Origin of the sequence: Sphaerospermopsis sp. FACHB-1194, assembly GCF_014696235.1 — a bacterium.
Taxonomy (GTDB): domain Bacteria; phylum Cyanobacteriota; class Cyanobacteriia; order Cyanobacteriales; family Nostocaceae; genus Sphaerospermopsis; species Sphaerospermopsis kisseleviana.
The window spans coordinates 1-10,701 of sequence record NZ_JACJPU010000082.1 but is presented as its reverse complement, the minus strand read 5'-3'; the positions used below and the strand labels follow the sequence as shown (position 1 = coordinate 10,701).

Here is a 10,701-nt window from a genome sequence, read left to right as displayed (position 1 = left end):
CCAGTCACCAGTCACCAGTCACCAGTCACCAGTCACCAGTCACCAGTCACCAGTCACCAGTCACCAGTCACCAGTCACCAGTCACCAGTCACCAGTCACCAGTCACCAGTCCCCAGTCACCAGTCCCCAGTCACCAGTCACCAGTCACCAGTCACCAGTCACCAGTCCCCAGTCCCCAGTCACCAGTCACCAGTCACCAGTCCCCAGTCACCAGTCACCAGTCACCAGTCCCCAGTCACCAGTCCCCAGTCACCAGTCCCCAGTCACCAGTCACCAGTCACCAGTCACCAGTCCCCAGTCACCAGTCACCAGTCCCCAATCACTAATCATCAACAACAGCATAACTATATACAGAATTTCCATTTTTGTTGTTTTTAATAGCGTCGAAAGTGCCTTTGATAGTACCAGCAATGGGTACAGCAACCAGTGTTCCCAACAAACCAGCAATTTCAAATCCCATCAAAATCGCTATAAAAATCCATAGGGGATTGAGTCCGATAAAGTTACCAAGCAACTTGGGAGATAGGATATTATCTTTGATTTGCTGCATGATAATTGCTACCATTGCTACTGGAAATGCTAACCACCAAGTCTGTAAAAACACTAATAACGTTACCAACCCTATCCCTAATGTAGCGCCGATAAAGGGAATAAGCTCAGAAATACCGATGATAATGGCAAATAATAGGGCAAATGGTACTCTTAAAAATAAGAAAATCGGTGTCAGGGCTACCACCATAAACAGTGCCAGTAATAATTGGCTAAGGAAAAAGTTCTGAAAATTTAATTGTAAGGACTTGCTGAAGGGGATGCCAATATAAGATGGCAGGAGATTAATTAAACCATACCACAGGCGATCGCCATATAGCAGCATATAAAAAGCTAGTACAATTACTAACACTATATTCAGCAATCCTGATAATAAAGTTCCCGCAAATCCCACCGCACCAGAAGCTATCTGTTGTAGAATGTTCTGCACACCAGCATTAATTTGCTCAGTTACTAAACTTAGGTCAAGTTTTATACGTTTCTGACGTGCTAACATTTGCAAATTTTCCAGGTTGTCTTGACTGGAGGCTAACCAATCAGGAATTTTGTTTAAAAGTTGGATTGTTTGGTCAATTACCATCGGTACAAGGGTAAAACCCAAAATAATCAACAAAGCTAAAGTGAAGATTAAAACTATGATCACTGCCTGAGTGCGAGTAATCCTAGCTTTTTCTAATAATTTCACCGGGTAATTCAGCAAAAACGCCAAAATTGCCGCAATACTCAGAATAGTAATTGGATGCTGGAAATAACGAAACAGCAGAGACAGTAGCCAGACATTGAGAGCGATAATCGGGCCACTCAGACCATAAATTAGCAGAGTTTGTAAAGAGGCTGAACGGCGCATTTGATTTAATCTTAGGGAATAGGGAATAGGTAATAGGGAATGGGGAATAGGTTATAAAATGTATGATAATTACCAATTACCAATTACCCATTACCAATTACCCATTACCAATGGATAAAAATATTGCTGACCTTCGTAAAGACTACACTTTGCAAGATTTGAATGAAACAGAAGTTAACCCTAATCCTTTTATACAATTTAAATTATGGTTTGATCAGGCTCTAGAAGCAAAATTATTAGAACCTAACGCCATGACTTTGGCTACATCTACCCCTGATGGTAAACCTTCAGCCAGAATGGTCTTATTAAAAGATTTTGATGAAAGGGGCTTTGTTTTATTTACCAACTACAACAGTCACAAAGGACAAGAAATAACAGCCAATCCTCAAGCTGCGTTAGTATTTTGGTGGGCAGAATTAGAACGACAAGTGAGAATTGTGGGATGTGTAGAAAAGATTTCTGCTGAAGAATCGGATGGATATTTTGAAGTACGTCCTCATAATAGTCGTTTGGGCGCGTGGGCTTCTAATCAAAGTGAAGTAATTGCTAGTCGGGAAGTTTTAGAAGTACAATTACAGGATTTCCAGCGTAAATATGAAAATCAGGAAGTTCCTAGACCACCTCACTGGGGAGGTTTTCGGGTAATTCCCCAAGAAATAGAGTTTTGGCAGGGACGTTCTAGCAGGTTACATGATCGGTTGCTGTATTCTCGGTGGGATGATGGAAGTTGGAAAATACAACGTTTGTCACCTTAATTTTTTGTAGCGGGCAAGATGCCCGTACCACAATTTTAGGAGATAGTGTTAGGATCAATACCTAGTTCTCGTAACTTAGCTGCTAATAATTCAGCCCGTTGACGTTCCTGTTCAGCCCGTTGACGTTCCTGTTCAGCTTGTTCACTACTCCACAGCAGCAAATTTCCGTCACTATCCCACCACCGCAACCAGTTCATGGTTTGACATAATCTTTCACCTGGCCAAATTCCTAAAAATAGTGAGAGTTCAGGAATCCAAAAACGTCCATTAGGGTCTGCTTTTTGTTTGTTGTATTCTCCATTTTGCAAACAGCGTACTTCTAAACTGGGTTCGTAGGGATCATAAGTGACATAAGTGGGAACTTGGAGAATGTGTTCGTAAAAATACAACTTTCCGTAAGGTGGTGTGGAACGTACTGATAATTCTCCACCTTCGGTATCAGAAAGAAATTCCATCACCACAGCTACAGGTTCTCCTTCGAGGTTGGGGGTATAACTGCGACGTACCACATCAGTAGCTACAGGATGCACCTGTGGCACATAAAACCAGTCGGGGGCTTTGACGATGATTTTTTTGTTTAAGGTGGCTACAAGCCCAAAATTAGAGCCAATCAGCATTTGTGGGAGGATGCGTCCTGCTGCACCTAAAGCGTCAGTAAGTGCAGCTGCTAAAGGTGGTTGTTGAATATTTTCCACTGGGTCATCAGGTAAAATAAAATCGGTGGGAAGTGGTTCCCAGGTGACAATGGGTGTTTTTTGAGTTGGGTGAGTTTGTAGAATCATAGATTTATTTATAATAGGTGATCTGAATTAGGATTTGAGGATGTACAGGATGTTATTTAATGATGGTTGGTTACGCACAAGTCACTAAAGAATGAACCACGAAGAACGCAAAGGACACGTTCACCGAAGGTGTTCCCGAAGGATAGGTAAGAGGTTTTAGAGAGATTTTCTGTTTTCATCCTGTACATCCATAAATGTTAGTTGTCCTGATTCTGACACAAATATCATCATTAACCTATCATTTTCAACCAGGCAAATATTTGATTAACTGTTAATTGTAAATTGATTTCTGCTAAAATTGGTAACGGTTGATCACCTCTGAATAATTCTGGTTGTTGTTGGGGACGAAAAACCAAAATAGAACGATCTTCAGGATCTATTAACCAACCTAACAAACAACCATGATTTAAACAATATAAAATATTATCTATCACGCGAGTTGAATTTTGTTCAGGTGAGAGAATTTCAATTGTCCAGTCTGGAGGAATGAAAAAATCATTAGGGACTTCACCTTCAGCAGTAAAGGGAATATTTGACCATTTCAAAACCGCGATATCAGGAACTACTGAACGCACACCAAAACTACAACGCAATTCAGGAAAAGCATAAGCGATTTTTTTGTTTTCTGTGATATCGTTAATACTGTTGCATAGTCTTAATTGTAAGCGGCTATGTTTGCCTTTGGGCATGGGTTTAGTGATAATTTCCCCGTTGATATATTCCCTGACTGGTTTTGTTTCTGGGAGTTTGAGAAATTCATCTAAGGTGAGGTAACGATTAATTATTGTGGTCATGATTTTTTGTATTTCTATTTTTAGAAAGATTCTCCAGCTAATCTGAGAACATCATTAATAATGCTATCATTTAACCACATTCCTTGTTGTTTCAACATAGCAATCACAGGAGCAATAGAAGATAAGTAACCTAATTTTTTAGCTTTTACTAAAACACCTAATGTTCCCGTGTATTTTAATTTGTGTATATTAGCAATACGTCGAGCTAATTGATCATCAAAAATTAACAAACTGCCAGGTTTTTCTAAACCTAAACCTAATACTTCTGCTTCACCTTGTCCCAAATCTATAATAGCAGGAATTAAACTAATTGATTTTACCGGAGTAATTAAAATCCAATCAATAGAATGAATGTCTGGTACATTAATTCCTTGCTTTTTACCAACTGCTAATTCTTCAATCACCGCAGGAGGTGTTAAAATCTCACTATACAGCTTTTGTAGTAGCTCTAAATGTCCAACTTGATGAAGATACAACAGAGGTGAAGTATTGACTATGACTGAAGAATTAAGCACTGAATAATTAAGCATTGTTAACATCTTGTTCTAATTGTTCAGCCGTCAAGGAAAATGGTGATACTTGATAACGTCCTAAAATTGTTAAAAATTCTACCCGCGAAATTCCCGCTAATTGTGCTGCTCTCCCTGATGAGAGTTTACCCAGTTCAAAAAGTTTCACTGCGGCTAAAATTGGTAACTCTCTTGATAAATTTTCAGGTGTTTCTTTGAGAGTGATTAATATTTCTTCTGGTATTTCTAAGGATACTATACTCATAATTTGATTTCCTTGTTTTCCTCGTTCCCAGTCTCCAGACTGGAAATGCAGTTTTAGAGTCTCTGATTTGAGTATAACTGTTTTTTGTCTGAATCAGGATGTCCAGGATTACAGGATTTTCAGGATGTTATTTGATGATGGTTGGTTACGCACAAGTCATGGAAGAATGAACCACGAAGAACGCAAAGGACACGAAGGTAAGAGGTTTTAGAGAGATTTTCTGTTTTCATCCTCTACATCCATAAATGTTGGTTATCCTGATTTTCACCATCTGCGTCTATCTGCGTTTATCTGCGTTCATGCCATAATCAGGATGTCAAGGATTTGAGGATTTACAGGATGTTATTTGATGATTGTTGGTTATTCTGAAAGGATTTTTTTGTCTGAATCAGGATGTCCAGGATTACAGGATTTACAGGATGTTATTTGATGATGGTTGATTACGCACAAGTCATGGAAGAATGAACCGCAAAGAACGCAAAGGACACAAAGGTAAGAGGTTTTAGAGAGATTTTCTGTTTTCATTCTGTACATCCCTAAATGTTGGTGGTCCTGATTCTCACCATCTGCGTCTATCTGCGTTTATCTGCGTTCATGCCATAATCAGGATGTCAAGGATTTGAGGATTTACAGGATGTTATTTGATGATTGTTGGTTATTCTGAAAGGATTTTTTTGTCTGAATCAGGATGTCCAGGATTACAGGATTTACAGGATGTTATTTGATGATGGTTGATTACGCACAAGTCATGGAAGAATGAACCGCAAAGAACGCAAAGGACACAAAGGTAAGAGGTTTTAGAGAGATTTTCTGTTTTCATCCTCTACATCCTTAAATGTTGGTTGTCCTGATTTTCACCATCTGCGTCTATCTGCGTCTATCTGCGTTCATCTGCGTTCCGAAAATCTCAACCCAGGCTGTTAAAAACCTTATATATATTGCGCCCACAGATTTCCACTCATAACATAAGTGTACAACTAACCTTGCAGCTTGTCAAGTCGAAAACTAAAAAATATGCGATCGCACAGAGAGCAGGTAGAGGAGGCGATCGCTCATATCCTGTAAATCCTTTAATCCTGTCAATCCCAATTCAAAAAAACCGCGTTTATCTGCGTTCATCTGCGTTTTTTATGCTGAAAATCCTGATTCTAACAATGTATATCGCACATAATAACCACCCCAAACAAACAGGATAATTATTAATGTACCAATACCCAGGAAGTTAGGAGTCCAAAATACAACTTCTATATGATTTAACTCACCTGGTTTTAGTTTCCAGACGAGTTGTTTACCATTCTTTTCTGGTTGGAGGATATTTTCAGTTTGTTGAATATTGTTAACTCCCCAAGGTGTTTGTAAGCTAAAATCTAAATCAATAATTGAACTCGTGACATTTAAGTTGTTTCCTTTACTGGTAAGTGCAGCAAGAGAACGCAAATCTAAATCATAGATTAAATGATTTCTCGATAAAAGTAAAAAGTTATTATCCTGTACAATTAAGTTAGATGCTATATTTGGTAGTTCTGAATTATTGCCAATTTTATCATTTTTTGGAGCAGTGGTATAGTTGAAAAAACCACTAAATTTTTCTTGTAGTTCCTTTCCACTGGTAAAGGGTATTTTGACAATAATTTCTTCTGGAGAAATGCGTTTTACTGAACCTGATAGTTTTCTAGCACGACGTTCTAAAGTTTTTGACCATTCGGAAATATAATCACCGCTAAAACTGATGACTGTTTCCGGCAATTTAATATGTTGTACTAATTCGCCGTTGTTGGTATGATTAAAGTTAATTCCTAAATCATATTGTACACATCCAGATAATGTTAAAGATGCCAAAATTAGGAAAACGGAAAATAGTTTTCTGGTGGTTTTTAAGTTGATGATGTTTTTAAAAACCAATCTTGCTATTTTTATTAATATTAAATGAAATCTGGTTTTTGGCAAATTATCTATATTCATAATATTCAGAAGATGCAAAATATTCATAAACTTGTTTTTTCTAAATTTACCTTTTTACTGTCACCTGTCACCTGTCACCAACTCACACAGTTAACCAAACTAAATAGGAAATTGTTAAAGCGACTGCAATTAAAGCTACCCAAATAAAACGATTATCTTTTGTATTGACTTGACTGAGATCAATGTATTCTGGTTCTGGGGATTTTTGTTTTGTGGTTTTTTTGGGTTTTGCGGTGATGACTGTTTTAGCTGCGTTTTCCCCAATATTACCAAAATCAGGAATTTCTGTCATCCATTCTTTTGGGCGTTTGAGTTTGGGCGCTTTTAAAATATATACTAATCTTTTGGCTTGTGTTCTGGTTTCATAATGGGGATGACGGGTGAGTTGTTGACAAAGTGCGATCGCATCTTCTGAACGTCCCGCAGCTTCATAAGCATTTACCAACCAAATGTCTACTTCACCTCCAAAGCGTGTATTTTTTGCTAATAAGGAACTAGCTTTTTCTAAGTTTTCCACAGATTCCCGATATTGTCCATTTTCAAAAGCTACTTTTCCAGCAATGTAACGATTTTTCGCAATTTCTAAACTTTCTGTAGTCATTAGTCATTAGTCATTAGTTATTAGTCATGAGTCATTAGTTATTGGTTATTGGTTATTGGTTATTAGTTATTAGTTATTAGTCATGAGTCATTAGTTATGAGTCATTAGTTATTGGTTACTCTTCCCAGTCACCAGTCACCAATTACCAATTACCAATTACCAATTACCAATTACCAATCACCAATCACCAATCACCAGTCCCCAGTCCCCAGCGATGCACTGAGCTTGTCGAAGTGTCCCCAGTCCCCAGTCCCCAATCACCAATTTATCATTTAACTTGAGAACCTAAAATCATTGTACCAATTCCCACATCTGTAAAAATTTCTAACAATAATGCGTGAGGAATGCGACCATCAATAATGTGTGCAGCTTTGACTCCTTGAGCGAGCGATCGCACACAACAAGTCACTTTAGGAATCATGCCTCCACTAACTATACCATCGTTAATCAATTGACGCGCTTCAGGAATATCTACTTTAGGAATTAAGGTAGATGGGTCTTTGTAATCGGTTAAAATACCCCGTGTATCCGTCAGCAAAATTAACTTTTCTGCTCCTAAAGCAGCTGCTATTTCTCCCGCTACGGTATCAGCATTAATATTATAAGCTTGTCCGTTATCATCAGCAGCGACGCTAGAAACCACGGGAATATAACCATTACTGGCGAGAGTTTCTAATATCTTGATGTTAACATTACTGACTTCCCCTACAAAACCAATACCTTCATCACCTTGAGGACGAGCAGTAATTAAATTACCATCTTTACCGCACAGTCCCACGGCCATACCCCCAGCTTGGTTAATCAGAGCCACAATTTCTTTATTGACTCGGCCGACTAACACCATTTCTACCACATCCATTGTTGGTGCATCGGTGACACGCAAACCATTCTTAAATTGTGCTTCAATTCCCAGTTTACCCAACCAACTGTTAATTTCTGGACCACCACCATGTACTAAAATTGGTCGCAAGCCTACACAGGATAAAAATACAATGTCACGGATAACTTTATCTTTGAGGCTACCGTCTTTCATGGCCGCACCTCCGTATTTGACAACAACGGTACGACCTGAGAATTTTTGAATGTAGGGTAGTGCTTCGCTGAGAACTTCGACGCGATTAGCTTCCGCTTGCCTGATATACTCGGTATCGTTAATCATTTTGAGAATTGGCTAATTTTCAATTTTGAGGATGCAGGATTTTTACATGATCAAAACATGAAAATACCCTAGCATCACAAAATATCCTCAGATCAATTTTGGTGTTGGGAAACTTGAGTTTTGAGAACACTAGGTATTGCTGCTAGTATCGTTGCCACAATTTGTTCTGGGGTTTGCTCCTGGGTGATGGTAATATGTAAGTCAGCTTGGGAGTAAAGCGGTTGACGTTGTTGCAGGAGCGATCGCAATTTACTTTCAGGATTAGAATCTTGTAAAAGTGGCCTTGTAGTGTCTTCTAACAACCTATTAAAAATTGTTTCCACGCTGCAATCTAACCAAACTATCAACCCATGATGTAGATAACTCCAGTTTTCTTGTCGCAAGACAATACCCCCACCAGTAGCTATAGTTAATTTAGTATAAGCACAAACTTGAGCTAACACATCACTTTCCAACTGCCGAAACCCAGTTTCACCTTCATCAGTAAATATATCATTAATGGATTTACCAGCAGCTTTAACTATGACATCATCAGTATCTATAAAACCATAACCCAATTCTTGAGCCAGTAACCGCCCAACTGTGGTTTTACCGACACCCATCATCCCAATTAAATACAGGTTGACTCCTCTTAATAAATTACTCATAACTTACTCACCAGTCTGATTCATTTACGCTGAACATTTCTGAGCATTGATTGACAAAACTCGAACTCTTGACTCCAATTAATAATTTTTACATTTTATAGGATATAGGCAAAAACCCCCTAACTGGTGATAGTTAGGGGATTATTTTTTGTAATGCAAAAAATTACACATATAACGCTTGACAGATTTGGTAGAAAATTAGTAGAAAGTCCAAATAGAGAGTTTTGCACTTTCTACCACCTGTACCTTAAAAACCAGACACAGTAAGGCTTATAAGCTATGGAGTTAAGCGGAATCGAACCGCTGACCTCTTCAATGCCATTGAAGCGCTCTACCAATTGAGCTATAACCCCGTAGGTTGCATTAGCAATTATGCCAGATTATTTCCATTTAGTCAACTGTGTTCGTAAATAATCCCGACCATTGTAGATGCGGCCGGGATAATGAATCACAAAAGACGAGATGAGATGTAAATCCTAGATTCTACCAATGTTATGCAATCCCAAGATAATACCAGCGCCTAAGATATGACCAAAAGCGGCAGTAGCAAGTATAGCAGGTAAACCAAAACCACCAAAGAATTGAGGTGCGGGTGCTGCGGGTTCAGCACTGGGATATTGAATTGTAAATTTACCAAAGGCGATCGCAATAATATTGGCGATGATCATAATGATGCCAACGGTAGGAGACCATTCTAGGGGTGTAGTTGCAGCAGCGATTAGAGTAGAAGTCAACATCCGATTTTCTCCTCAGATTACAGAATTAGGGGCTGATAATCTTCATAATTACTAATAAAATTCAACCAATGTCCCAATTTTGCAGCATTATTTAATATTTTTTTGAATTACTTCATAATTGGTGATTGGGGACTGAAGACTGGGGACTGGGGACTGGGAAAGAAAGGGAAGAAAGGGAAGTTAATAACCCAATCACCAATCACTAATCCCCAGTCAACTGCGATCGCTCTTAAAGATCGCAGATCATTTACACTCAACATAAGACTGATTTATTTTCTAGATTTACTATGTCCTTGAGTCTTGACTCCTTACCACCTGCTTTAGCCAAGATTGTGCAACGCTTTCAACGTGCTTCTGATCCAAAGCGCCGTTATGAACAATTAATCTGGTATGCTCAAAAATTACCAGAGTTTCCCGAAGCTGATAAAATCCCCGAAAATAAAGTCCCTGGTTGTGTCTCTCAGGTATATGTCACAGCTTCACTCAATGATGGCAAGGTGGTTTTTCAGGGAGATTCTGATTCTCAACTGACTAAGGGACTGGTAGCACTTTTAATAGAAGGGTTAAACGGATCATCACCTAATGAAATTGTACAACTAACTCCTGATTTTATTCAAGCCACAGGGTTAAATGTCAGCCTCACACCTTCCCGCGCTAATGGGTTTTACAACATTTTTAAAACTATGCAGAAAAAAGCATCGGAAATAGGGGTGTAGGGGTTAGTAGCTAGTTACTGTTTTCTTAACCAATACTAACAAATACTCACATTTACTGAAAATTTCCTGTCATCTTTTGGCTTTGTGACAGAATTACAGTAAAATCACTGTATGCTACTAGGATTCAAAACCCAACTCAAAGTTAACAAGCAACAACGACTACTACTGGCGCAACACGCAGGAGTAGCTAGACACGCTTGGAATCAAGGGTTAGCACTGTGTCAACAGGTATTATTACATAACAAACTGCAACCAGAAGACAAAATCAAATTTCCCACAGCCATAGATTTACACAAATGGTTAGTAGCAGCCATTAAATCTACCCATCCTTGGTATTATGAAGTGTCTAAATGCGCCCCTCAATACGCATTAAGATAT

The 10,701-nt window shown here is 38.7% G+C and carries 16 protein-coding genes and 1 tRNA gene; 5 read left to right on the top strand and 12 right to left on the bottom strand.

Annotated features, from left to right (window positions below; genetic code table 11):
• Positions 1-326, top strand: a 326-nt coding sequence (locus H6F45_RS25400) for a hypothetical protein (RefSeq protein ID WP_199301913.1), incomplete at its 5' end; no start/stop codon positions are given.
• Here H6F45_RS25400 and H6F45_RS25395 read toward each other — a convergent pair.
• Positions 323-1,396: an AI-2E family transporter gene (locus H6F45_RS25395; protein ID WP_190348739.1), complete on the bottom strand. Its 1,074-nt coding sequence runs from the start codon at positions 1,394-1,396 to the stop codon at positions 323-325. The genes H6F45_RS25400 and H6F45_RS25395 overlap by 4 nt on opposite strands.
• Positions 1,397-1,506: 110 nt before the next feature.
• Here H6F45_RS25395 and pdxH point away from each other — a divergent pair, with 110 nt between their 5' ends.
• Positions 1,507-2,151, top strand: coding sequence for a pyridoxamine 5'-phosphate oxidase (gene pdxH, locus H6F45_RS25390; protein WP_096572561.1), 645 nt, complete (start codon positions 1,507-1,509; stop codon positions 2,149-2,151).
• 35 nt (positions 2,152-2,186) lie between these two features.
• Here the strand turns inward: pdxH and H6F45_RS25385 are convergent, their stop codons facing one another.
• From H6F45_RS25385 to H6F45_RS25360, 6 genes are all read right to left on the bottom strand, one after another.
• Entirely contained in the window at positions 2,187-2,933 is a 747-nt protein-coding gene (locus tag H6F45_RS25385) for a Uma2 family endonuclease (protein WP_190348738.1), read from the bottom strand.
• 230 nt (positions 2,934-3,163) lie between these two features.
• Positions 3,164-3,727, bottom strand: coding sequence for a Uma2 family endonuclease (locus tag H6F45_RS25380; protein ID WP_190348737.1), 564 nt, complete (start codon positions 3,725-3,727; stop codon positions 3,164-3,166).
• A 20-nt stretch (positions 3,728-3,747) separates the two neighbouring features.
• Complete coding sequence (locus tag H6F45_RS25375; RefSeq protein WP_199301912.1) at positions 3,748-4,257, bottom strand: DUF3368 domain-containing protein; 510 nt, start codon at positions 4,255-4,257, stop codon at positions 3,748-3,750.
• The gene (locus H6F45_RS25370) at positions 4,250-4,501 is read right to left on the bottom strand and encodes a UPF0175 family protein (protein ID WP_096565625.1); all 252 of its coding nucleotides are present in this window, start codon (positions 4,499-4,501) and stop codon (positions 4,250-4,252) included. Before H6F45_RS25370 ends, H6F45_RS25375 begins: the two co-directional genes overlap by 8 nt.
• Before the next feature lie 1,128 nt (positions 4,502-5,629).
• Entirely contained in the window at positions 5,630-6,490 is an 861-nt protein-coding gene (locus tag H6F45_RS25365; RefSeq protein WP_242052724.1) for a DUF3153 domain-containing protein, read from the bottom strand.
• Positions 6,491-6,545: 55 nt separating this feature from the next.
• Positions 6,546-7,064, bottom strand: a complete 519-nt coding sequence (locus H6F45_RS25360) for a tetratricopeptide repeat protein (protein ID WP_190348736.1) — start codon at positions 7,062-7,064, stop codon at positions 6,546-6,548.
• Between the two features lie 111 nt (positions 7,065-7,175).
• Between H6F45_RS25360 and H6F45_RS25355 the strand changes: the two genes are divergently transcribed.
• Positions 7,176-7,340, top strand: coding sequence for a hypothetical protein (locus H6F45_RS25355; RefSeq protein ID WP_190348735.1), 165 nt, complete (start codon positions 7,176-7,178; stop codon positions 7,338-7,340).
• Here the strand turns inward: H6F45_RS25355 and argB are convergent.
• From argB to H6F45_RS25330, 5 genes are all read right to left on the bottom strand, one after another.
• Positions 7,333-8,223 carry an acetylglutamate kinase gene (gene argB, locus H6F45_RS25350; RefSeq protein WP_096565617.1) on the bottom strand — a complete coding sequence of 297 codons (891 nt, stop codon included), beginning with the start codon at positions 8,221-8,223 and terminating at the stop codon, positions 7,333-7,335. The two genes, H6F45_RS25355 and argB, sit on opposite strands and share 8 nt — an antisense overlap.
• A gap of 92 nt (positions 8,224-8,315) precedes the next feature.
• Positions 8,316-8,870: a shikimate kinase gene (locus tag H6F45_RS25345; RefSeq protein WP_137668103.1), complete on the bottom strand. Its 555-nt coding sequence runs from the start codon at positions 8,868-8,870 to the stop codon at positions 8,316-8,318.
• A gap of 280 nt (positions 8,871-9,150) precedes the next feature.
• Positions 9,151-9,223, bottom strand: a tRNA-Ala gene (locus H6F45_RS25340).
• A gap of 123 nt (positions 9,224-9,346) precedes the next feature.
• Complete coding sequence (gene psaK / locus H6F45_RS25335) at positions 9,347-9,607, bottom strand: photosystem I reaction center subunit PsaK (protein ID WP_096565613.1); 261 nt, start codon at positions 9,605-9,607, stop codon at positions 9,347-9,349.
• A 107-nt stretch (positions 9,608-9,714) separates the two neighbouring features.
• Positions 9,715-9,867: a hypothetical protein gene (locus H6F45_RS25330; RefSeq protein WP_190348734.1), complete on the bottom strand. Its 153-nt coding sequence runs from the start codon at positions 9,865-9,867 to the stop codon at positions 9,715-9,717.
• Between the two features lie 27 nt (positions 9,868-9,894).
• Here H6F45_RS25330 and H6F45_RS25325 point away from each other — a divergent pair, with 27 nt between their 5' ends.
• Entirely contained in the window at positions 9,895-10,323 is a 429-nt protein-coding gene (locus H6F45_RS25325; RefSeq protein ID WP_096565611.1) for a SufE family protein, read from the top strand.
• A 111-nt stretch (positions 10,324-10,434) separates the two neighbouring features.
• Positions 10,435-10,701 (top strand): helix-turn-helix domain-containing protein (locus H6F45_RS25320; RefSeq protein ID WP_190348733.1); only part of this gene is annotated, 267 nt, incomplete at its 3' end.

Bases quoted from the DNA above. Each gene is read 5' to 3' on its own strand.
- pdxH (WP_096572561.1), top strand. From the start codon at position 1,507: ATGGATAAAAATATTGCTGACCTTCGTAAAGACTACACTTTGCAAGAT.
- H6F45_RS25330 (WP_190348734.1), bottom strand. From the start codon at position 9,867: ATGTTGAGTGTAAATGATCTGCGATCTTTAAGAGCGATCGCAGTTGAC.
- H6F45_RS25325 (WP_096565611.1), top strand. From the start codon at position 9,895: ATGTCCTTGAGTCTTGACTCCTTACCACCTGCTTTAGCCAAGATTGTG.
- H6F45_RS25375 (WP_199301912.1), bottom strand. From the start codon at position 4,257: ATGCTTAATTATTCAGTGCTTAATTCTTCAGTCATAGTCAATACTTCA.
- argB (WP_096565617.1), bottom strand. From the start codon at position 8,223: ATGATTAACGATACCGAGTATATCAGGCAAGCGGAAGCTAATCGCGTC.
- H6F45_RS25345 (WP_137668103.1), bottom strand. From the start codon at position 8,870: ATGAGTAATTTATTAAGAGGAGTCAACCTGTATTTAATTGGGATGATG.
- psaK (WP_096565613.1), bottom strand. From the start codon at position 9,607: ATGTTGACTTCTACTCTAATCGCTGCTGCAACTACACCCCTAGAATGG.
- H6F45_RS25370 (WP_096565625.1), bottom strand. From the start codon at position 4,501: ATGAGTATAGTATCCTTAGAAATACCAGAAGAAATATTAATCACTCTC.
- H6F45_RS25365 (WP_242052724.1), bottom strand. From the start codon at position 6,490: ATGAATATTTTGCATCTTCTGAATATTATGAATATAGATAATTTGCCA.
- H6F45_RS25380 (WP_190348737.1), bottom strand. From the start codon at position 3,727: ATGACCACAATAATTAATCGTTACCTCACCTTAGATGAATTTCTCAAA.
- H6F45_RS25385 (WP_190348738.1), bottom strand. From the start codon at position 2,933: ATGATTCTACAAACTCACCCAACTCAAAAAACACCCATTGTCACCTGG.
- H6F45_RS25360 (WP_190348736.1), bottom strand. From the start codon at position 7,064: ATGACTACAGAAAGTTTAGAAATTGCGAAAAATCGTTACATTGCTGGA.
- H6F45_RS25395 (WP_190348739.1), bottom strand. From the start codon at position 1,396: ATGCGCCGTTCAGCCTCTTTACAAACTCTGCTAATTTATGGTCTGAGT.